At 67.9% G+C, this 21,166-nt stretch carries 16 protein-coding genes and 1 pseudogene; 5 read left to right on the top strand and 12 right to left on the bottom strand.

Features of this window, described 5'->3' with window-relative positions; translation table 11 throughout:
• Positions 1 to 125: 125 nt before the first annotated feature.
• Entirely contained in the window at positions 126 to 1,358 is a 1,233-nt protein-coding gene (locus tag RPIT_RS14565; protein ID WP_077344095.1) for an endo-1,4-beta-xylanase, read from the bottom strand.
• A 431-nt stretch (positions 1,359 to 1,789) separates the two neighbouring features.
• On the opposite strand from RPIT_RS14565, the gene RPIT_RS14575 reads away from it, so the two are divergent.
• Positions 1,790 to 2,959, top strand: a complete 1,170-nt coding sequence (locus RPIT_RS14575; RefSeq protein ID WP_162274590.1) for an AI-2E family transporter — start codon at positions 1,790 to 1,792, stop codon at positions 2,957 to 2,959.
• A gap of 120 nt (positions 2,960 to 3,079) precedes the next feature.
• A pseudogene (locus RPIT_RS16210) lies at positions 3,080 to 3,466 on the top strand (ABC transporter substrate-binding protein); the annotation flags it as partial.
• 66 nt (positions 3,467 to 3,532) lie between these two features.
• Here the strand turns inward: RPIT_RS16210 and RPIT_RS14585 are convergent.
• The 8 genes from RPIT_RS14585 to xylA all read right to left on the bottom strand — a co-directional run bounded on the left by RPIT_RS14585 (position 3,533) and on the right by xylA (position 14,390).
• The gene (locus RPIT_RS14585; protein ID WP_237267835.1) at positions 3,533 to 5,770 is read right to left on the bottom strand and encodes a carboxyl transferase domain-containing protein; all 2,238 of its coding nucleotides are present in this window, start codon (positions 5,768 to 5,770) and stop codon (positions 3,533 to 3,535) included.
• Positions 5,771 to 5,861: 91 nt separating this feature from the next.
• Complete coding sequence (locus RPIT_RS14590; RefSeq protein WP_077344099.1) at positions 5,862 to 6,872, bottom strand: ABC transporter ATP-binding protein; 1,011 nt, start codon at positions 6,870 to 6,872, stop codon at positions 5,862 to 5,864.
• Positions 6,865 to 7,944, bottom strand: coding sequence for an ABC transporter ATP-binding protein (locus tag RPIT_RS14595; protein ID WP_077344100.1), 1,080 nt, complete (start codon positions 7,942 to 7,944; stop codon positions 6,865 to 6,867). The genes RPIT_RS14590 and RPIT_RS14595 overlap by 8 nt, the downstream gene beginning before the upstream one ends.
• Positions 7,945 to 7,947: 3 nt before the next feature.
• Positions 7,948 to 8,880 (bottom strand): ABC transporter permease, encoded by a 933-nt coding sequence (locus RPIT_RS14600; protein ID WP_093665029.1) that lies wholly within the window; start codon positions 8,878 to 8,880, stop codon positions 7,948 to 7,950.
• 46 nt (positions 8,881 to 8,926) lie between these two features.
• Positions 8,927 to 9,847: an ABC transporter permease gene (locus RPIT_RS14605; RefSeq protein WP_077344102.1), complete on the bottom strand. Its 921-nt coding sequence runs from the start codon at positions 9,845 to 9,847 to the stop codon at positions 8,927 to 8,929.
• Between the two features lie 112 nt (positions 9,848 to 9,959).
• On the bottom strand, positions 9,960 to 11,630 hold the full coding sequence (locus RPIT_RS14610; RefSeq protein WP_077344103.1) for a peptide ABC transporter substrate-binding protein: 1,671 nt from the start codon (positions 11,628 to 11,630) through the stop codon (positions 9,960 to 9,962).
• 193 nt (positions 11,631 to 11,823) lie between these two features.
• A complete protein-coding gene (gene xylB, locus RPIT_RS14615) occupies positions 11,824 to 13,218 on the bottom strand; it encodes a xylulokinase (RefSeq protein ID WP_077344104.1) in 1,395 nt (464 codons plus the stop codon).
• An 8-nt stretch (positions 13,219 to 13,226) separates the two neighbouring features.
• Complete coding sequence (gene xylA / locus RPIT_RS14620) at positions 13,227 to 14,390, bottom strand: xylose isomerase (RefSeq protein ID WP_077344105.1); 1,164 nt, start codon at positions 14,388 to 14,390, stop codon at positions 13,227 to 13,229.
• Positions 14,391 to 14,590: 200 nt separating this feature from the next.
• Here xylA and RPIT_RS14625 point away from each other — a divergent pair, with 200 nt between their 5' ends.
• The 3 genes from RPIT_RS14625 to RPIT_RS14635 are packed head-to-tail and all read left to right on the top strand — an operon-like array spanning position 14,591 to position 16,215.
• Positions 14,591 to 14,908 (top strand): ArsR/SmtB family transcription factor, encoded by a 318-nt coding sequence (locus RPIT_RS14625; RefSeq protein WP_077344106.1) that lies wholly within the window; start codon positions 14,591 to 14,593, stop codon positions 14,906 to 14,908.
• On the top strand, positions 14,905 to 15,942 hold the full coding sequence (locus RPIT_RS14630; protein ID WP_077344356.1) for a permease: 1,038 nt from the start codon (positions 14,905 to 14,907) through the stop codon (positions 15,940 to 15,942). The genes RPIT_RS14625 and RPIT_RS14630 overlap by 4 nt, the downstream gene beginning before the upstream one ends.
• A 30-nt stretch (positions 15,943 to 15,972) precedes the next feature.
• Complete coding sequence (locus RPIT_RS14635) at positions 15,973 to 16,215, top strand: thioredoxin family protein (protein WP_077344107.1); 243 nt, start codon at positions 15,973 to 15,975, stop codon at positions 16,213 to 16,215.
• 291 nt (positions 16,216 to 16,506) lie between these two features.
• Here RPIT_RS14635 and RPIT_RS14640 read toward each other — a convergent pair whose 3' ends face one another.
• From RPIT_RS14640 to RPIT_RS14650, 3 genes are read right to left on the bottom strand one after another with little or no spacing between them, the layout of a single operon-like run.
• A complete protein-coding gene (locus RPIT_RS14640; protein WP_077344108.1) occupies positions 16,507 to 18,513 on the bottom strand; it encodes a glycosyl hydrolase in 2,007 nt (668 codons plus the stop codon).
• The gene (locus RPIT_RS14645; protein WP_077344109.1) at positions 18,513 to 19,250 is read right to left on the bottom strand and encodes an efflux RND transporter periplasmic adaptor subunit; all 738 of its coding nucleotides are present in this window, start codon (positions 19,248 to 19,250) and stop codon (positions 18,513 to 18,515) included. The genes RPIT_RS14640 and RPIT_RS14645 overlap by 1 nt, the downstream gene beginning before the upstream one ends.
• Before the next feature lie 5 nt (positions 19,251 to 19,255).
• Positions 19,256 to 21,094, bottom strand: a complete 1,839-nt coding sequence (locus RPIT_RS14650) for a glycosyltransferase family 2 protein (protein WP_077344110.1) — start codon at positions 21,092 to 21,094, stop codon at positions 19,256 to 19,258.
• Between the last annotated feature and the right edge of the window lie 72 nt (positions 21,095 to 21,166).

Consider the following 21,166-nt stretch of genomic DNA (forward strand, 5'->3'; position numbering starts at 1 on the left):
TGGTGGTTGGGGGCGGCGGGAGGCGACAAGGCCGTTACCCTTCGACGGACGCTCGCTCGTTCCTCGCGAGCTGCTCAGGGACCGCCCTTCGGCGGACGCTCTTCGCGCAGAGCGCTCGTCGCTGCTCAGGGGGCGAGGGTGAACTGCGTCGTACGGCCGGCGGCGGTCGCCTCGTAGCGGCCGCGCCAGCCCTCGACGCGGATACGTCCCTGATCGTCCGTGCGCAGCGTCTGCTCGGGCGTGTGCCATTCCTCTGTCACGAGCCTGCGCAGCGCCTCGAACGCGGGCTTGGGGGTCCCGTCGGCGTGGATGATGCCGGAGGGGGCTCCGAGCCAGGAGTCGCGGTCCCACGCATTCCAGTACGTGAACGACTTCACCGACGGGTGTGAGAACAGTGTCCGGACGTGGCGGGTGAGCTCGTCGGCCTGGCGTTCTTCGCCGTCGGGGGTGCTCGGCCAGCTGTCCACCACGTAGTCGTTGAGGTCGACGATGTGCTCGGGCATCAGGTGGCCCGAGACGAGCGTGGTCTCGGTGAAGTGGATCGGCAGTCCGTACCGGGCGAACCGGTCGATGATCTCGAGGGTCTCCTCCTCGCCGCGGTAGCCCTGGTGCATGTGCGTCTGCAGCCCGACGGCGTCGATCTCGACACCGGCTGCCAGCAGCCCTTCGAGGAGGGCGTCGTAGCCGAACCCGAGATCGAAGTCGTTGATGAGGAGTGTTGCGTTCGGGTTGGCCGAGCGCGCCTCGTCGAAGGCCAGCCGCACTGTCTCGATGCGCCCCAGCTCGCGGCTGAGCCGGGTGATGCCGTTGGGGTACTTGTCGAAGTGGGGCATGATCACCACTTCGTTGATGGCGTCCCAGGTGTCGATGAGCCCGGCGAACTCGGCGACCTCCCGACGGATCCGTTCGCGCTGGGCGGCCTCGACCTCGGGAACGGTGAGCTCGTCCAACCACGGCGCGGTCAGGGTATGCCAGACCAGCGGGTGACCCTTGAGGGTGACGCCCCGGTCGCGCAGCCAGCGGGCGGTCGCCGTCAGCGCCTCCGTCGCGGTCCGGCCACGCTCGGCCTCGAACTGGCCCCAGTAGAACGGCAGCGTCCCGGCGTTGAACACCTCGAGCCACAGGTCGGACACCCGCTCGTACAGCTCGCGATCGTCCCCCTCGAGCGCGCCGGTGGCCAGCGGGATGAACTCGAACGCGGATGCTCCGAAGCCGAACTCGTGACCCACGTGGCGCACGGTCACCTCGGCGCTGGCCATCGGGTCGCCAGCAGCGTCCCGGATGACCACCTCTGTGTGCGCGCGGCGGTGACGGAGGCCCGGATCAGCGACGGGGCCGTCCTGAGGGAATGGATACATGGGCGACTTCCCCTTCGTGGATGACGGCACGGAACGACGCCCCGCCATTGGAGCGTCGGGTCCAAGCCGGTGAGGCGCAGCTTGACCTTGCCCATCGGCAACATCTTCGCGCCGGGGAGCACGCCGAGCAGAGGGTGGCTGCTCTTGACCACGACCTCCTCGTCCACGACCGTCGTGTCTGGGTTGCCGGAGATCACCTCCATGCTCCCGGGCGGTGACATCCGCACCGACGCACCCCGTGCCAAGAACCAGTTGAAGACGCGTTCCCGTGGCTGTGAGTAGTTGGAGGTGGTGCTCGCCGTCATCGCCATTGACCCAGCCTAGGTCACTCGCGTGTCACGGATGGCCCGCCCGCAGGATGCGCGTCGTGGGCCGGACGCCGGCGGTGAGGCGCCCGGCGGATAGGCTGTGGCCGCCGGAAGGAGTCCACCGTGTCCTTGATCCCAGCGCTGCGCCGAGTCTTCGGACCGACGCCACCGCCCCCCGTGCAGCCGGTCATCGTCCAGGTGCCTCAGGCGCCGGAGGAGGACAAGCGCGCCGACCTCGAGCCCGAGATCCCGCGCGGCCTCACCGTGGCCGCCGGCTACGCATGGCGGCTCCTCCTGCTCGGCGTGGCCGTCGTGGCGATCTTCCAGGTGCTCGCGTACTTCTCGCAGATCACGGTTCCGGTGGGCATCGCCATCCTGCTCGCCGCCATGTTGTACCCGGTTGTGACGCTGCTGCGACGGTGGGGCTGGCCGCCCGCGCTGGTCGCGATCGTGTCGCTGCTGCTGCTCGTCGTCGTGGTCGGCGGCCTGTTGACGTTCGTCGGCACGCAGGTCGCGGCGGAGTGGCCGGCGCTGCTGGTGCAGTCGCGCGAGGGCTTCCAGGCGCTGGTCGCGTGGCTGGCCACCCTCCCGTTCGGCATCGATCAGGATCGCCTGAACGACTGGATCGCCCAGGGCACGGCATGGCTACAGGGCCAGTCCTCCGCGCTCGCCGGGGCGGCGGCCTCGGTGGGCGCCGCGTTCGGCAACTTCTTCGCGGGCCTCGCGACGGCGCTGGTCGCGGCCTTCTTCTTCGCCTATCAGGGACGTCGGATCTTCACAGGCGCCGTCGAGGTGCTCCTCCCGCGCCACTACCGGGCCTCGGTGGACCGGGCCGCGCTGCGCGGCTGGACGTCTCTGGTGGCGTACATGCGCTCCGCGGTGATCGTCGCCGCCGTCGATGCGGCCGGCGTCGCGCTCGCCGCGCTGATCCTGCGCGTGCCGTTGGTCGCGGCACTGTTCGCGCTGACGTTCTTCCTATCCTTCATCCCGATCGTGGGTGCGACGTTGGCCGGCGCGGTGGCGGTCATGCTGGCGCTCGTCACCCATGGGTGGGTGAGCGCGCTGATCATGCTGGGCGCGGTCATCCTGGTGATGCAGCTCGAGAGCACGTTCCTGCAGCCGCTCGTCATGGGCAAGGCCGTGGACCTGCACCCGCTGGCGGTTCTGTTGGGCATCACTGCGGGCGCGATCATCTCGGGCATCCTCGGGGCGCTCCTGGCGATCCCCGTGCTGGCGTTCGGCGTCGCCTTCGTGCGGTCGCTGCGCGTGGGCGAACTCGAGCAGGTCATCTAGGCCCACGAATTCACGTCAACCGTCGACCCGATCCGCCTGCCGTTCTGGAGAGCGCCAGCCCTGTAGGGCTGGTGCCTCCGGAATCGGCAGGTCAACAGAGTTGAAGGTTGGCGTCAGGCCTTGGGAGGGGCGGGGGGGCCGGCCTACCTGTCCAAGCTTCGGTACCAGATCATGCCCGACCCGACGGTGCGCCTCGGGTCCCTGCGATCGGATCGCATCCAAGCGCTGGGCGCAGTCCCGCAGACCGAAGCCGAGCGCACCGAGGCCGATCCATCGCTCGAGTTCCACGCCGTGGCGCAGTCCGGGTCGCCCTACCAGCTCTACTTCAACCAGCAGCGTTTGTTCGCTGACCCCTTGGTCCGTGAGGCGTTCGTCAGCTCGGTCAACGTCGCGACCATCGTCGAGGCCCTGTACTTCGGGGTCTACCAGCAGGCGAGCGGCAACCTCTCCCCGGCGACTCCGGGCCACCGCCCCGAGCTGAAGGACGACCTGGTCTACGACCCTGATCGTGCGCGTGCCCTCCTCGACGAGGCCGGCTGGACAGTGGGGGTGGACGGCGTGCGGACCGCGACGTCAGGCCCGATACGCCTCGATCGTCTCGATGATCGACGGGCGCAGCTCCGCCGTCGAGATCACCCGGTCGACCGAGCCGACCTCCACCGCGCGGTGGATGTTGTGCACGCCGTCGAACTCGGCCGCGACCTCGGAGATCTTCTCCGCGCGCACCGCCGCCTTCGCGTCGGCCAGGGCCAACTGCAGCTCGGCCCGGTCCGCAGGGGAGGACGCGCGCAGCTGAGCTTCCAGGTCCGCGACGCGGGGGTCCGCGCCGGTCCGCTTCGCGACGTCGCCGGCGAAGACCACCGCCGCCGCCGGGGCGCCGCCGATGACCGAGGCGAACGAGCCCTCGATGGCGAGCACCGTCATGTTCTCGTTGAGCGTCTTGGAGAACACGACGAACGCGCCGCCGTGGTAACGCGAGATGACGACGAAGACGATGGGGCCGTCGAAGTTGACGATGGCCCGGCCGATCTCGGCGCCGTACTCGAGCTGCAGGTTGCGCATCGACTCAGGCGACCCGTCGAACCCAGACAGGTTGGCCAGCACCACGAGCGGGCGGTTGCCCGACGCAGCGTTGATGGCGCGCGCGGCCTTCTTCGACGAGCGCGGGAACAGCGTGCCGGCGGTGAAGGTGTCCGGTCCGTCGGTGGGCGGGAAGCCCGCGCGGACCACCGGCTGCGACTCGATGCCGAGCACGCTCACCGAGTGGCCGCCGATGCGCGCGTCGATGACGACGGCGGTTTCGGCGTCGGCCATGCCGGCCCAGCGCTCGACCCTCGGGTGGTCCTGATCGCACACCGCCGCGATGACGGTGCGGATGTCGAAGGCCTTCTTCCGGTCCGGGTTGTGCTCGGCGGAGAAGATCTGGCCCACCGTCGAGAAGTCGGAGCCGGCCGCGTGGTGTGGGAAGTCCGAGACGTCGCGGTCGGACGGGTCCGCCGTCGGGGCGTGTCGGGGACCGTCCTCGCCCGGCGCGACGTAGGTGCGGTCGTAGTGGCCCAGCAGGATGCCCATCGCGGAGCCCAGGTTGGGCGCCCAGTACTGCGCCTGACCGTTGGGGCCCATGACGCGGTCGTAGCCGCCAATGCCGTAGTTGTCCTCCGCGGACACGCCGCCGGAAAAGTCCAGCGACTGCTTGCCCGTCAGCACCATGGCCGAGTCCGGCGTCATGACGAGGATGCCCTTGGTGTGCATGAGCATCGTGGCCTCGGCGTTCCAGTACGGCTGGGCGCCGACGTTGATGCCCGCGACGACGACGTTGATCTCGCCGCCCTTCTGCGTGAACTCGATGATCCGACGCAGCGCCGCGGCCACCCAGTCCATGTTCTCGGTGCCGGACTCCATGGAGATCCGCGCGCCCGAGCTCAGCGTGTACCACTCGACGGGCACGCCCAGTTCCTCGGCGAGGTCGATGGCGGCGATGACGCGGGAGCACTCGGCCTCCGCGACGGCGCCGAGCCCCTTCGTCGGATCGCCGGAGAGGACGACGCGCGTGACGCCCTCGGGGTGCAGCGGAGTGGGGGTGGTGACCTTGGCGCAGATGATGCCGGCCTTGTTGCGACCCGGCTCCCGATCCACGGGCACCAGGCGGCCGTTCGCGTCGAGGTCGAGCTCGACGGTGGAGCCGCCGTCGCCGGCCAGCGCCTCGGACAGCTCGTACGGGTAGACCAGCCCACGGCGGCGGGCGCGCATGACCTTGCCCGTGTAGTCGTCGAGCGGCTTCAGCGGTTCCGACGGCGGCGGGGTCACCGACGCGGTCACGCCGGCGCCCGGCTGGGCGTGGAAGCGCACCGACAGAGGCACGACGGTCTCGCCGCGACGGAAGCGGCCCTGGCACAGGACCTCCTCGATGCCGGCGCCGTCGGAGAGGGGGGTGATCTTGTTCTGGAGCGGGACGATGTCCTCGAGGTCGAGGTCGATGACCGGCCAGACGTGCACCCAGACGTGGTTCATGTCGAGCTTGCTGCCGGCCGAGCCGCGTGCGGAGCGGGTACGGCGGATGGCCTCGAGGCAGTTGGCGACGGCGCGCTCGGCGTGGGGGAGGGCCAGGAGCTTGCCCTCGTCGTCGCGCACGACGGCGAGCTGGCGCACCTGCGCCATCGCGACGAGGCGGCGGTCGTCCGGGTTGGACTTGGCCACGCACTCGAGCAGCAGCACCTCCTCGGGGGCGGGCAGGCGGGTGAGGTCGAACTCGCGCAGGCGCCACAGGTCGAGGCGGCGGCCCGACATTGGGTGCAGGCCGCGGATGCGCACGTCCTCCTCGCCGCCGGGGAAGCGGAAGGTGCGGTAGTCGACGGTGCCGTCGGGGACCCAATTAAACTCTACCGAACAACTAAATAGCTGGTTAGGCGTGGACCACCTCGGCCATCGGTTCGGCGAAGTGGCAGGCAGCGGGATGGGCGTCCGCGCCCTCGCCCTTGATCTCCAACAGGGGAGTCTTGGTGGCGCAGATCTCCTGGGCCTTCCAGCAGCGCGTGTGGAAGCGGCAGCCGGACGGTGGGTTCGCCGGCGAGGGCACGTCGCCGACGAGCACGATGCGCTCGCGCTTGGCCTGCTGCACGGGATCCGGCACGGGGGCCGCCGACATCAGCGCCTGGGTGTAAGGGTGCATGGGTGAGCCGTAGATCTGATCCTTCTCACCCACCTCGACCATTTGGCCGAGGTACATCACCGCGACGCGGTGCGAGATGTGGCGCACCACCGCAAGGTCGTGGGCGATGAACACGTAGCTCAGCCCCAGCTCCCGCTGCAGCCGCTCGAACAGGTTCACCACCTGCGCCTGCACGGACACGTCGAGCGCCGAGACCGGCTCGTCACACACCAGCACCTTGGGGTTCAGCGCGATGCCACGGGCGATGCCGATGCGCTGGCGCTGGCCGCCGGAGAACTGGTGCGGGTAGCGGTTGATGTGTTCCGGGTTGAGGCCTACCTGGTCGAGGAGCTCCTGGACGCGACGGCGCTCGCCGCCCTTGAGGTCCAGCTCATCCTTGTGAATGCGGAGCGGCTCGGCGATGATGTCACCCACCGTCATCCGCGGATTGAGCGACGTGTACGGGTCCTGGAACACGATCTGGATATCGCGACGCGCCCTGCGCATCTCGGCACCCGCCTTGATCTGGCGGCCCTCCATCTCGACGAAGCCCTCGGTGGGCTCCTCGAGCTGGACCAGCAGGCGGCCGAGCGTGGACTTGCCACAGCCGGACTCGCCGACGACGCCGAGGGTCTCGCCCCGGCGGAGCTCGAAGGAGACGCCATCGACGGCTTTGACGTGGCCGACGGTGCGGCGCAGCACGCCCTTCTTGATGGGGTAGTGCTTCTTCAGGTCAGTTCCCCTGAGGATGATGTCTTCACTCATCGGTGACCTCCGTGCTCGAGACGGTGGGGGTGAGCGACCCCGCCAGCAGTTCGCGGGTGAAGTGGCAGGCGCTCGTGCGGCCGTTGCCCAGATCGATCACCGGCGGCACCGGATCCACCTTGCAGATGTCGCGCGCGTAGCGGCAGCGCGGGTTGAAGGCGCAGCCCGGGGGGATCTTGGTGAGGTTCGGCGGGAGGCCGCCGATGGCCTGCAGGTCGCCCGTGGTCTGGTCGAGGCGGGGTATCGACTCGAGCAGGCCCTCGGTGTACGGGTGGGCCGGGTTTGAGTAGAGGTCCAGCACATCGGCCTTTTCCACCATCCGGCCGGCGTACATCACGTTGATCCGGTCGGCGACGTCGGCCACCACGCCGAGGTCGTGGGTGATGAGGATGAGCCCCATGCCCGTCTCGGCCTGGAGTTCGCGGAGCAGGTCCATGATCTGGGCCTGCACGGTGACGTCAAGGGCCGTGGTGGGCTCGTCGGCGATGAGGATCTCCGGGTCCAGGGCGATGGCCATCGCGATCATGATGCGCTGGCGCATGCCACCCGAGAACTGGTGCGGGAAGTTGCCGGCGCGCTCCCTGGCGGCGGGTATGTTGACCCGCTCCATGAGTTGGACGGCAGCATCGCGTGCGTCCGAACGGTTCATTCCCTTGTGGATCCGGAACATTTCGGCGATCTGCCAGCCCACGGTGAACACCGGGTTCAGCGCGCTGAGCGCGTCCTGGAAGATCATCGAGATGCGACGGCCGCGCACCTGGCGGCGCTTGTCCTCGGGAAGCTTCAGCAGGTCGACGCCACGGAACATGACCTCGCCGCCGGTGACGAAGCCGGGAGGGGAGTCGAGGATGCCCATGATCGCCTGCGCGGTCACGGACTTGCCGGACCCTGACTCGCCCAGGATGGCGAGGGACTCGCCGCGGTCAAGCGTGAAGCTGGCCCCGTTGATTGCCTTGGCCACGCCTTCGCGGGTGCGGAACTCGACGGTCAGGTCGCGGACGTCCAGCAGCGGTCCGCTCTCTGCGGTCCAGCGCTCAACCTCGATGAAGTTGGCTGCGGCTTGCTTGGCCATCGGTCACCGTCCCTTCGGGTCGAACGCGTCGCGGATCGTGTCGCCCAGCATGATGAACGCCAGCACCGTCAGTGACAGGAAGATCGACGGGAACAGCAGCATGTGGGGTGCCGCCCGAAGCATGCCGAGTGCGGACGCGTCGGAGATGGCGATGCCCCAGGAGATCGTCGGGGGCTGGAGGCCGATGCCGAGGAAGGACAGGGTGGCCTCGGTGGCGATGTAGGCGCCGAGGTCGATGGTGGCCACCACGATCACGGGGGTGAACGCGTTGGGCAGCACGTGGTTGAGGATGATGCGCAGCGGGCTGGCGCCGAGCGCTCGGGCCGACTGCACGTAGTCAAGCGACTTCACCTGGAGCACTGCAGAGCGCATGATGCGGGCGATGCGCGGCCAGCCGAGGATGGTGAGCACCAACACGACCTTGCCGACCACCACCATGTAGGGCGTCTCGACGTTGGACGGGAAGCTGGTCATGAACAGCACGCCACCGAGCAGCAGCGGGATGGACCAGAAGACCTCACCGACGCGCGAGAGCAGGGAGTCGAGCCAGCCCCCGTAGAAGCCGGCCAGCAGGCCGATGGTGCCGCCGATCAGGATCGTGCCGAGCGTGGTCAGGATGCCCACGAGGATCGAGGCGCGGGCGCCGTGGATGGTGCGCGAGTAGATGTCGTAGCCCTGGGTGTCGTACCCGAACCACGCCTCCGACGACGGTGGTTGTCGCGCGTTGATCAGCTGCGCATAGGCGGGGTCCTGCGCCGGCGCGAAGAACGTGAAGAGGTCGGGGAAGGCCGCCATCAGAACCATGACCAGAATGAGGAACGAGGAGATCCAGAAGGTTGGGCGGCTGCGCAGGTCCTCCCACGCGTCGCGGCCCAGCGAGCGGGCGTCCTGGTTGACCGCGTGGTGCTCGATGGCGTCGAGCTCGTCGTTCGGCATCTCGTGGTCGACGAGGTCGGAGCGCTGGTTGCGGGTCAGGTTGGGGTCACTCATGAGCGATCCTCGGGTCAAGGGCTCCGTAGAGCAGGTCGACGATCAGGTTCATCAGCAGGAAGATCAGCACCAGCATCGTGATGGTGCCGACCACTGCGGTGGCGTCCTTCGTCGTGATCGAGTGGAAGATGTAGCCGCCGATGCCGGGGATGTTGAAGATCCGTTCCGTGACGAGGGCGCCGCCCATCAGCGCTCCGAAGTCGGCGCCGATGAAGGTGACCACGGGGATCAGCGAGTTGCGGAAGGTGTGCACGCCGACGACGCGCCCGGACGACAGTCCCTTGGCCTTGGCCGTGCGCACGTAGTCGGCCGACAGGTTCTCGGAGAGGGAGTTACGGGTGAGGCGGGCAATGTAGGCCATCGACAGGGAGCCGAGCACGAACCCTGGGAGCAGCAGCTGTCCCCAGGTGCCCTGCGTGGCGGTGACGGGGAACCAGCTCAGTTGGACGCCGAACACCATCTGGGCCACGGAACCCAGGACGAAGGACGGGATCGAGATGATCACCAGGGTGCTGACGAAGACCAGCGAGTCCCAAAAACTTCGTCGTTTGAGCCCCGCCAGCAGGCCCGCCGCGATGCCGATCAACGCCTCGAACATGATGGCGATCGTGGCGAGTCGGAGGGTGACGGGCCACCGGTCGCCGAGTTGCTCGGAGACCTCGTTGCCGTTGAAGCTCGTGCCCAGATCGCCCTGCGCCACCTTGGCCATGTAGCGCACGTACTGCTCAGGAAGGGGCTTGTCGAGGTTGTACTCCTGGTAGATCCGGGCCACGTACGCCTCGGGGCACGGGCGTTCGCCGCACCGGCCGACGGTCGGGTCGCCGAGGGAGAAGACCATCCAGTAGATGAGGAATGTGGTGCCGAAGATCACGGGGATCATCTGCAGCACTCGTCTCAGTACGTATGTACCCATCGGCGCCGCTTTCGAAGGTTGTCAGTGGTTGAACTCTAGGGGAAGTGATGCGGCCGGCCGCCGATTGCTCGGCGACCGGCCACAACAGGGTGCGCTTGCGCTGGTTAGCGGATCACTGCTTCACGCTGATCGCGCTGAAGTCCAGCACGCCGAAGGCGTTGATCTGGACGTTCTCGACGCGGTCGGAGTAGCCGACGATCGTGCGCGGGTACCACAGCGGCGCGGTGGGCAGATCCTCGCCGAGCATCTGCTCGGCCTCGGCGTAGAGCGCGTCAGCGGCCTCGGTGGTGTCGGCGGCGTTGGCCTCAGCCAGCTTCGCGTCGAATGCCGGGTTGCTGTACTGCGACCAGTTGGAGTCGGCGCCGGTGCCGTAGATCGGGGCGAGGAAGTTCTCGAGCGACGGGTAGTCGCCCTGCCAGCCGGAGCGGAACAGGCCCATGATCTCGTTGTTGTCGATCTGCTCGTTGTAGGTGGCGAAGTCGACGGTGAGGTTCACGATGCACTCGACGCCGAGGGTGTTCTTGATCGAGTTGCAGGTGGCCTCGGTCCACTCCTTGTGGGCGCCGTCACCGTTGGTGGTGATGGTCAGGGTGCCGTCGTACCCGCCGGCCTCGTCGTAGAGGGCCTTGGCTGCCTCGGGATCGAAGTCACACCATTCGCCACAGGCGGAGTCCGTAGCGCCGGACACGATGCTGGGTGCCCAGCCGTGGGCGGCGGTGTAGGTGCCGTTGTAGATCTGGTCGATGATCAGCTGGCGGTCGATGGCCATGGAGATGGCGCGACGCAGGTCGAGGTTGTCCGCAAGCTGCGGGTCGTTGGGCGAGAACACCATGGTGGTGAAGCGCATCGACTCGCGGGACAGGTTGCGATCCGGGAGATCGGCCTTGTACTGCTCACCGACGAGCACGTCGGCGGGGATCTCGTTGGTGTAGTCGAGGTTGTTGGCCACGACGTCGGCGTAGGCAGCTGCCGGATCGGTGTAGATGCGGAAGGTCAGCTTGTCCACGTTGGCGGCGTTCTCGCCGGAGTAGTCCTCGAACTTGGTGAAGACGTACTCGGTGGTCGACTGGGAGTCGAACTTGAACGGTCCAGCGCCGATGGGGGCGTCCTCGAAGGCGGCCGGATCCTCGAAGAAGGCGTCGGGCAGCGGGGCGAAGGCCGAGTAGCCGAGGCGGACGGGCAGGTTGCCGACCGGGCCGGTGGTCTCGATGGTGAAGGTGTAGTCGTCGACGACGCTCAGGCCCTCGAGCTCGGTGGTGGTGGAGCCCTCCTCAGCCATCTCGTATGCGCCCTTGAAGACGCTCATGAAGTAGGCGCCCGCCTGGCCGTTCTCGTAGGCGGCGGTGTAGTTCCAGGCATCCACGAAGTTGTGGGCCTTGACCTCGGTGCCGTCATGGAAGAGGTAGCCCTCCTTCAGCTTCACGGTGAAGGTGACGTTGTCGTCGGACTCGATCGACTCGGCGATGTCCATCTCTGGCTCGGAGGTCTCCGTGTTGTACTCGACGAGCTTGGCGGTCATGGCGTCCACCATGTCGCCGCCACAGGTCTCGGAGGTGTTGCCCGGAACCAGCGGGTTCTCGGGGGTGCAGCCGCGGATGACGATCTCGCCGCCGGCGGCAGCAGCGCCGTCGGTGGCGGGGTCGGTCGTGGCGCCGTCGGTGGCGGTCACGGACGAGTCAGTCGTGCTGGTCGGATCGGCCGGGTCGCTATCGGATCCGCAGGCGGTGAGCAGGAGGCTCAGGCCGACGGCCGATGCAGCGAGCAAGCGTGAGGCTCTGCGCATAGGGATGTCCTGTTCTGTTCAGCGGCTCGAAGGCCGACATGTGCAGTCGGCAAATGTCTACTCCTTCGAGCGACGGCTGCCTAGCGACAGTCCGACTTTGTAACCAAGTTGTGTCATTTCTTGGGTGATGGACCAGCCATGTGATAAGGGCTGCCACGGCGGGTTCGCCGTCGCAGCCCATACTCTGCCTTCGTCAGGCCCAGCCCATCCCGGAGATCAGGCGGTCGGAGAGGTCGCGGTAGCGGGCCAGGACCTCGGGGCGGGGGTCCGCCTCGTAGCTCTCGACTCCCCGGGGCGCCCAGTCCACGTGGCCGCCGTGCAGCGCCGAAGCGGCCTGCCGTGCAGCCCCGAGCGCCACGTACTCCGCCGATGCGGGGACGTCGATGGGCACACCGAGCACGCTCGGGGCGATCTCGCGGACCGCGCGGGACTTCGACGCGCCGCCGATGAGCTTGACCCGCGTCACCTCCACGCCCAGCTGGGCGATGCCGTCGACGCCGGTGGCCATGAGCGCCAGCAGCCCCTCGACGGCGGCGCGGGCGAGGTTCTCGCGCGTGAAGTTGCCGAGCGTCGCCCCCAGAAGGGACGCCTTGGCTCCGGGCAGGTTGGGGGTCCGCTCGCCCTCGAACCAGGGGACGAGCGTGAGCCCGCCCGCGCCGGGCTCGGCCTGCAGCGCGAGCCTGGACAGTTCCTCGTGGTCGACGCCGAGCATCTCGCGGGCGGCGTCGAGGATGCGGGCAGCGTTGAGGGTCGCGGTGAGCGGCAGCCACTGTCCGGTGGCGTCGGCGAACACGTTGACCTGCCCCGAGGGATCGACGACGGGGTTGGCCGACACTGCGGCCACCACGCCCGACGTGCCCAGGGAGACGCTCACCTCGCCGGCCGACATGCCGAGGCCCAGCGCAGCGCCGGCGTTGTCGCCGCAGCCCGGACCGACGACGAAGCCGGGGCCCTCGACGGACTCCCACGGGCCGAGGACGCGGGGGAGCACGACGTCGTCGGCCGGACGCCGAAGCGCCAGGCTGAGCAGATCAGGGCGGTACTCGTTGCGGTACGAGTCGAAGTAGCCGGTGCCCGACGCGTCGGAGCGGTCGGTGACGAGCTCGCCCAGATCCCGGTGCCCGCGGATCTTCCAGGTGAGCCAGTCGTGGGGGAGGGCGACGGCGGCCACGCGGGCGGCGCCCTCGGGTTCGGCGTCGGCCAGCCAGCGGAGCTTCGTATTGGTGAACGAGGCCAGCGGGAGGCTGCCTGTCACCTCCGCCCACTGGTCGAACTCGAGGCGGAGTGCAGCGGCGGCGTCGGCGGACCGAGTGTCGTTCCACAGCAGAGCGGGACGGATCACCTCGCCGTCCGCGTCCAGCACCACCATGCCGTGCTGCTGGCCACCGACGCTCAGGGCCTCGACGTCGTCGAGACCCTCAGCGGCTGCCGCTGCCTCCTGGAACGCGGACCACCAGGCATCCGGATGCACCTCGGTGCCGGCGGGGTGGGACGCGGACCCCTGGCGAACGATCTCGCCGGAATCCGCGTCCACCACGAGCACCTTGCAGGACTGGGTGGAGCTGTCCACGCCCGCAACGAGCGCCATGGGGAGCCTCAGGCCCCGAGCAGGTGCCGCATGGCGGCCTGCTGCAGCTCGACGAAGCGGTACTCGCGCTCGCCCTTCGCGGCCGGGTCGGGCATCTCGGCCTGACGCAGATCCGCGACCGTCTCGCCCTCGGCGAGGGTGGGTTCGGTGAGCTCGAAGATGGACGCTTCGCGCATGAGCTCCTGGACGGCGGGGTCCTCACGGAAGGACTTCGCGCGGTCGGCCAGCAGGCTGAACGTCTCCATGTTGGCCTTCGCGGAGTCCCAGATGCCCTCGATGCCTTCGGTGCGGCTCGGCTTGTAGTCGAAGTGGATCGGGCCGGTGTAGCGCGGGGCGTCGGGGGAGGCGGGGAAGCCGTTGACGAGCAGGTCGACGGTGAAGAACGAGCTCATGAGGTCGCCATGACCGAACGCCAGGTCCTGGTCGTACTTGAGCCCGCGCTGGCCGTTGAGGTCGATGTGGAACAGCTTGTCGCAGTACAGCGCGAGCGCGATGCCCTGCGTGAAGTTGAGGTTGGCCATCTGCTCGTGCCCGACCTCGGGGTTGAGGCCGACGATGTCGCCATGCTCGAGCGTGGCGATGAGGCCCAGCGCGTGGCCGATCGTCGGCAGCAGGATGTCGCCGCGCGGCTCGTTCGGCTTCGGCTCGAGGCCGATGCGCAGGTCGTAGCCTTGCTCCTTGATGTAGCCGGCGACGGTGTCGAGGCCCTCGGCGTAGCGAGCGTGAGCTGCGAAGTAGTCCTTCGAGGAATCGTACTCGGCGCCCTCGCGTCCACCCCACATGACGAAGGTGGTGGCGCCCACCTCGGCGGCGATGTCGACGGCGTTGAGGATCTTCTTGAGCCCGAACCGGCGCACGCCGCGGTCGTTGGAGGTGAGCCCGCCGTCCTTGAAGATGGGGTGGCTGAACGTGTTGGTGGTCACCATCTCGACCACGAGGCCGGCCTTGTCCGCGGCGTCCTTCAGCTGCGACACGCGCGCCTTCGCCGTCGCCTCGTCGGCGTCGAAGTCGTAGACGTCGTTGTCGTGGAACGTGATGCCCCAGGCGCCGAGCTCGGCGAGCTTGTCGGCGTACTCCCACGGCTCGAACGCGCGACGGGTGTTGCCGCCGAAGGGATCGGTGCCCTGCCAGCCGACGGTCCAAAGGCCGAAGGAGAACTTGTGGTCCTGCATGTCTTCTCCTCGATGAGAAAGTCTATTAGTTGTGTACGTGAACTTTATAGGGTGAGGGGTTTCGGGTCAAGTGTGCCGAGGACACCCTCTCGAGTGGCAGATCTGACAGCGACTATGCCAGCAGATCCGCCACTTGGGGCCTGGGGCGGCTTAGCTCACCCCCGGGCGTCCTTGGGCATCGGCGGGCGTACAGTTCAAGCATGCTTGATTCAAGCGCGGTTGATACGACGACGCTGGCGCCCTCTGAGGCGCTCGCCGTTCTGCAGGCGGTGGCCGACCCGATCCGGTACGCGATCCTCGACGAATTGGCTGGCCGCTGCCGCTGCGTGTGTGACCTGCAAGAGCGCATCGAGATCGCGCCCAACCTGCTGAGCTACCACCTGCGCGTGCTGCGCGAGGCAAACCTCATCACGGGGACGCGACGGGGCCGCTGGGTGGACTACTCCCTGGCGCCCGGGGCGCTGGACCGGATGCATGCGGCGCTCCCAGCCCCTCGGCTTGCGGGGTGTCAGGCATGAGCGTCGTGTCTGCGCCCACCGACCGGCGTCTCATTGGGAAGCTCCTCGGGGCCGTCGTGATCTGGGCGCTGCTCTATGCGCTGAACGAGGTGGTCTGGACCGCCCTCTTCGAGAGGGTGCTCGGACTGTCGCTCGACGACCGTCTGCCCGGCGCGATCCACTTCTTCCTCTACGACGTCAGCAAGATCCTCCTGCTTCTCGTCGGCATGATCTTCGCGATCGGACTGCTGCGTACGACGCTGAGACCCGAGCGCGTCCGTGCTTTCCTTGACGGCAAGCCCATCCTCCTGTCGCTGCTACTCGCCGCGGTCTTCGGAGCCGTCACCCCGTTCTGCAGCTGTAGCTCCATTCCGCTGTTCATCGGTTTCGTGGGCGCGGGCATCCCGCTCGCGGTGACGCTGACGTTCCTCATCGCCTCGCCGCTGGTCAACGAAGTCGCCGTCGCGCTGCTGGCCCAGACGTTCGGGATCGGCAACACCGTCGCCTACATGATGGCCGGTCTGTCCGCGGCGGTCGTCATCGGATTCCTACTCAGCCGCTTCAAGCTCGACCACCTCGTCGCCGACTTCGTCTTCGCGACGCCGGTGGCCGCGCTCCAGATGGACGGGCGGAAGCCGACGCTCCAGGAGCGGGTCGACGCCGCACGCGAGGAGACCGCCGACATCTTCGGTCGAGTCTGGAAGTGGGTCATCCTCGGCGTCGGTATCGGCGCGGTCATCCACGGCTGGGTGCCCACGGAGTTCTTCGCACGCTACGCCGGGCCCGAGAACCCGCTGGCGGTCGTCGTCGCGACATTCGCTGGCATCCCGCTCTACGCCAACGCGGCCGGGGTCATCCCCATCGCCGAAGCGCTGTGGAGCAAGGGCATGGCGCTCGGCACGGTGATGAGCTTCATGATGGCCACCGTCGCGCTGTCGCTTCCCGAGTTCATCCTGCTCAAGCAGGTGCTCAAGCCGAAGCTGTTGGCGATTTTCTTCAGCTCGGTAGCCGCTGCGATTCTGACCATCGGCCTGGGCTTCAACATTTTCAGCTGACCGGGACCACCCCGGAGGAAAGGAACAACCATGGAGATAAAGGTTCTCGGCCCCGGGTGCAAGAACTGCGTCAACCTCGAGAAGAACGTGCGCGAGGCTCTGTCGACGCTCGGCCAGGACGCCGTCGTCGTCAAGATCACCGAGTACGCCGACATCATGGCCCACGGTGTGATGTCGACGCCCGGGCTCGTGGTCGACGGCCAGGTGGTGTCGTGCGGGCGCGTGCCCAAGCCCGACGAGATCGTCGAGATCCTGCGCGGCGGTCAGTCCTGACCTCGCCTCTTCCGCCATCTCCCTGAGTAGCGGCAGCCGTTCGTTCCTGACCGCCGCTACCCAGGGAGACGTCCGGGTGACGCGGGCGTTCGTTCCTCACTCCCACGACTCGAACGCGGCGGGTGTTGCCGCCGATGGGATCGGTGCCCTGCCAGCCGACGGTCCAAAGGCCGAAAGAGAACCTGTGGTCGGTCTTGGTTGTCTCCTTGATGAGATCGAACAATGGGATCCGGGCGCCCTGCCCGAAGGCAGCGGCGCCCGGATCAACTGGACTCACAAGGTCTGACGAGGCTATCGGTGGCCGAGGCGATGCAGCCAGGCGGTCAGGAACGTACGGCTGTTGCCGTTGTCGATCGGCACCGTGTCGACGAGTTCCAGGGCCTCCCGGCGCTGGTCCTCGCCGGCGAGTGCTGAGTACGCAAGCAACAGATCTCCGTAGTCCTGGGTGAAGTCCTTGCCGTCGAGGCCCTCCTCGAGATTGATGGCCACGCGCTCGGGGTCGTCGCCGAGGTAGAGCGACGACGGGGTGACCGGCAGCACCTGGATGGCCAGGCCCGCGGCGGGCTCGGGGGAGAACCATGTCGCGAAGTCGCGCTTGCCGCTGAAGTTCAGCGGGATGTAGTTGTGGTCGAATTCCTCGTAGACCGGATCGGTGAGGTCGTAGTTCGTCCAGTAGGCCAGTGCCGTGGCGATCTCGTTGGCCTGGAGCCAGGCAGCCTGGTCGGCCATGGCCTGATCCCCCGCGGCCTCGCCCCAAAGCCGCATGCCCACCCAGGCGTTGACCGCCTCGCTCGTGGACTCCTGGTTGTTGCCGTCGGCGAACGGTGAGGTGCCGGAGGCCCAGGAGTGCGCCGCGTAGGCGTCGTACGCACGCAACTGCGGGAACTGGTCCGTGGCCTCAGGGCTGGCGATGTCCGCCACCAGGAGCGTCATCATCGGCTCCAGCTGCTCCACCAGTTCCGGGTCGTCCTGGCCGAACACGCCGGCCGCGTAGAGGAAGTACCCGTAGTGGAAGTGGTGGTCGTTGAACTCCTCGGAGCCGAACGACGGGGTCTGGCCGACGATGCCGCGGTTGGTCTCGTCATAGAAAAAGCAGCGGGCATCGCCCTCGTCTACGCAGCCGGCCGCCTCGGCCCAATCGAGGAGTTCGGCGGTGGCGCGCTCGTGGACAGTGTCAGCAAGGTCGTCGCGACCGATCTCGCGAGCGATGGTCCAGAGCTGGGCCTCGCGGGCGAGTGCCTTCCCGCCGAAGTAGGTGTCGGCCGGGTAGGGCTCGGCGTTGGCGACGTCCTGCTCCAGGGCTGCCTCCACGTCGGCCTTCTCGTCGTCGGTCAGGACGTCGAGCCCGAGGCTGGCGGGGGCCTCGCGGGTGGGGGCGGTCCAGCTGAGCTCACTCGTCTCGCACAACTGCATCTCGCCGTAGACGCTCGGGTAGGTGCCGAGGTCACAGGTGCCCTCCTCCATGCCGTCCACCTGGTGGGGCATGGCGGCGATGGCCACCGGCTCGTCGCCGTACGAGATGGTTGTGGTGACGTCGTCGCCCGTCTCCCACGCGAGGGCGGTGGCGGTGATGGGTGTCCTGGCCAGCTCGACCACGCGCTCCGCGTCGCCGTCGCTGGGCAGTGCCGCCCAGGAGACGTGCTCGCCGGATGCCAGCGTCACCGCGGTGGGGGACACCTCGATCCCGTCGGCGACGGCGACGTAGTCGGTCTGGCCGTCGGACGTGGTCGGGAGGCCGTCGCGGTCCTCGAAGCTCTGCACCGTGGCGAGTTCCACGTCGCGATCTGCGCGGAAGGTGACCACTGGCGAACCCTGGGCGATGGTGACGCTGCCGATGGCGCCGTCGGCGTCGGATCCGGTCATCGTGACGCTCGCCGTGTCATAGGCGGTGACCTGCCACGACGTGGCACCGGGCACCTCTACCTGGACCGTGGGACGGTAGCCGCCGAAGATCGTCTTGCCGTCCGCGCGGACCTCTGGGACGCCGAAGCCGAAGCCGGATCCGCCCTCGCTGATGCCGAAGCTCAGCGGCATGGGGAATACCGGCAGCGGGTCCGGCCCGAACACCAGGCCGGAGAACCAGCGATTGGTGGGGGGCACGAGGCCCTCGGCCAGGCGGGTGGTCTGCAGGTCGACGCCAGGGCGGGCGGCTAGATCACCGAGCGCGCCGGTCACCGCAGCGGAGTCCACGGTGACGGCAGTTTGACCGGTGTCGGGAGTGGGGGTTGGATCGCCGGTCGTGCAGGCGGCCAGGAGGCCACCCGCCACCACGGCGGTCAGGAGTGGGGTGAGACGCATCAGCGCAGTCCGATCTTGAGGAGGAAGTCCTTGAGCGCCTGGCTGGGGCCAGCCAGCACGCCGTCGTCACGAAGCGACATCACGGCGTGGACCGGGGTGCCGCGGCGGGTCAGCAGCTCCACCTCCGGATCCTGAAGGCTCTCGCTCTGGACGGTGACGGTGGTGACGGTGCTGGAGCCCTCGCGGCGCACGTCGACGCCGGCCACCTCGCCGTCGGCACGAGAGCCGTCGGGAAGGTGGATGGTCACGTTGGCACCGGGCTCGATGCGGCCGTAGTCGAACGGGTTCAGCTCGAACAGTGCGCGCACCGCCTTGTTGCCCTGCGACACCACTGAGGCGAGACGGTCGCCGTTGTTGAGGAAGGTGCCCTCGAAGCCGACGAAGTCCGTGAGGTAGCCGTCGCTGACGGCGTGGTAAGTGACGGTGCCTGCGTCGGTGTCGAGGGTGAAGGCGGGGGTGCTGGCAGGGGTCACCCCGCGGGCGACCGCCTCCTGTAGCGCTGGGCTGTTGACGACGAACAGGTCCTGTCCGGCCTTCACCTCGTCGCCGGGATTGACCAGCTGTTCGACGACGACCCCGCCGTAGGAGGATGCGATGGCCGAGGTCGGCGCCTCGACGCTGGCCTCGATGCTGGCCACCTGGTTCTGGCGATAGTTGAACAGGAGGGTGAGGGCGGCCACGATGACCACCACGACGAGGATGCCGAGAAGCAGTTTGAGGCGTGCGATCCAACTCATTGGTGTCAGTCCTTCGTGGGCAGGGCCGCGCGAGTGGGGGCGGCGGGTTCGTTCAGGCTTTCGATGAGCTCGACGCGCGCCAATGCGGCCTCGCGGATGGTGGTGGCGTCGAGGGGCTCCTCGGTGAGGAGGGTGTCGGAGGGGTCGTCGTGGGTGAGCTCATCGGGGGAGAGCTTCCCGGCTGCCACGAGTCGGCGACGATGGTCCTCCTGCAGGGCGACCGCGATGAAGGCGCCCAGGGAGATGGTGTTGATGGCGCACCAGACCGTGGCGATCGTGAGCGTGTCCATGAGGGAGTCGCGCCAGATCGAGACGGCGGTGGCCAACAGCAGGAACACGAAGCAGTAGACCTGGACGCGGATGAAGTTGAACGCCGAGGCGCCGCCCTTCGTCGCGCCGGTGACGGACCAGCGGGTCTCTACCTTCAACAGGGCGTTGAAGAACGCCTTGATGTAGATGGGGAACGAGTTGACCGACAGGAGGAGGACCTCCCAGCGGAAGGTGCCCGCGATCACGGCAGCGAGCAGGATCTGCAGCACGTAGAAGCCTGAGTAGAACAGCAGCCACTGCCACCAGTCGACGTTCATGGTGACCGGCCGGAGGTCGAAGAAGATCTCCAGGGCGGGCACGAACATCAGCAGGCCCGGGGCGATGCCGGTCAGGTAGTGCGTCGCGGTGACGAAGTACATCAGGCGCTGGTCGAGCGTCAGGCGACGGCGGCGGCTGAACGGGTTGTGCGTGAAAAGAATCTCGAAGCCACCGGTCGCCCAGCGCAGCTGCTGCTTGCTGTAGGCCTCGATGGTGTCGGGGGTGTCTCCCACGGCGAGCGTGGAGGGGAGGAAGACGCTGCGCCAGCCGCGCTCGTGCAGGAGCAGAGAGGTCCAGACGTCCTCGGAGTTCGACTGTGTGTACATTCCGCCCAGGTCGTCGATCGCGGCGCGGCGGAAGAGCACGTTGGTGCCCACGCAGAAGGCGGCGTTGAACTCGTTTCTGCCGGGCTGGACGAAGCGGTAGAACATGGTCTGCATGTAGCCGGCGCCGCGGGAGATGATGTTGCGCAGGTTGCCGTAGACCTGGGGGGTCTGCACGAAGGCGACGTTGGGGTCCACCATGAACGGCATGGTCTCCTCGAGGAACTCCGGCTTGGCAACGAAGTCGGCGTCGAGGATGACGAAGTACGGGGACTTGGCGACGGTGAGCGCGTTGTTGACGTTTCCGGCCTTCGCGCCGGAGCTGCCGAGCCGGCGGATGTAATAGCAGCCGAGCTCGGTGGCGAGCGCTTTGACCTCGTCGGAATCGCCGTCGTCCAGCAGGTAGGTGTCATGGCGGCCCTTGACCGCGATGGCGGCCTTCGCCGTGCGTCGGATCGTCTCGATCGGCTCGCCGTAGACGGTGATGAGGACGTCGACGTCGACCGGGTCGCCATTGATGAACAGCGGCCACTGCGATGGATCGCTCGACACGCCGAGACGCTCATTGGTGCGGGGGTTGTAAAGCTGCGCCTGCGCTTGGCTGACCTCGAAGGACGGCTCGCGGCCGTAGCCGGACAGCATGGTCCAGAGCGACATGATGGCGTGGAAGACGAGGATGGCCTCGGCCACGATCACGATCGACCAAGGGATGATGTCGCCGCGGATGGACGGGTTGAGCAGGAAGCCTGCGTAGGCGATCACGCCGATAGTGGCCGCGAGTGCGACGAGGAGCAGCGTGGGCGAGTAGCGATTCTGAACCGCCGCCCGCCGGTCGTCGGGGGCCAGGTGGTCGACTGGCGCCAGATCGTTGAAAGCCGTCACCTCGGACAGGTCGCTGGATTTTCGAAGTTTGGCTCGGTTGGACTGTGGCACGGGGTGACTCCAGAGGGGTATCACGGGAAAGAAAAAAAGGCAGACCCCTAGGGAGGGGGCTGCCGACGATGG

Origin of the sequence: Tessaracoccus flavus, assembly GCF_001997295.1 — a bacterium.
Classification (GTDB): domain Bacteria; phylum Actinomycetota; class Actinomycetes; order Propionibacteriales; family Propionibacteriaceae; genus Arachnia; species Arachnia flava.

Coding starts and splice junctions, on each gene's coding strand:
- RPIT_RS14595 (WP_077344100.1), bottom strand. CDS start 7,944: ATGGCCAAGCAAGCCGCAGCCAACTTCATCGAGGTTGAGCGCTGGACC.
- RPIT_RS14600 (WP_093665029.1), bottom strand. CDS start 8,880: ATGCCGAACGACGAGCTCGACGCCATCGAGCACCACGCGGTCAACCAG.
- RPIT_RS14565 (WP_077344095.1), bottom strand. CDS start 1,358: ATGTATCCATTCCCTCAGGACGGCCCCGTCGCTGATCCGGGCCTCCGT.
- xylB (WP_077344104.1), bottom strand. CDS start 13,218: ATGGCGCTCGTTGCGGGCGTGGACAGCTCCACCCAGTCCTGCAAGGTG.
- RPIT_RS14605 (WP_077344102.1), bottom strand. CDS start 9,847: ATGGGTACATACGTACTGAGACGAGTGCTGCAGATGATCCCCGTGATC.
- RPIT_RS14630 (WP_077344356.1), top strand. CDS start 14,905: ATGAGCGTCGTGTCTGCGCCCACCGACCGGCGTCTCATTGGGAAGCTC.
- RPIT_RS14590 (WP_077344099.1), bottom strand. CDS start 6,872: ATGAGTGAAGACATCATCCTCAGGGGAACTGACCTGAAGAAGCACTAC.
- RPIT_RS14645 (WP_077344109.1), bottom strand. CDS start 19,250: ATGAGTTGGATCGCACGCCTCAAACTGCTTCTCGGCATCCTCGTCGTG.
- RPIT_RS14635 (WP_077344107.1), top strand. CDS start 15,973: ATGGAGATAAAGGTTCTCGGCCCCGGGTGCAAGAACTGCGTCAACCTC.
- RPIT_RS14610 (WP_077344103.1), bottom strand. CDS start 11,630: ATGCGCAGAGCCTCACGCTTGCTCGCTGCATCGGCCGTCGGCCTGAGC.
- xylA (WP_077344105.1), bottom strand. CDS start 14,390: ATGCAGGACCACAAGTTCTCCTTCGGCCTTTGGACCGTCGGCTGGCAG.
- RPIT_RS14640 (WP_077344108.1), bottom strand. CDS start 18,513: ATGCGTCTCACCCCACTCCTGACCGCCGTGGTGGCGGGTGGCCTCCTG.
- RPIT_RS14625 (WP_077344106.1), top strand. CDS start 14,591: ATGCTTGATTCAAGCGCGGTTGATACGACGACGCTGGCGCCCTCTGAG.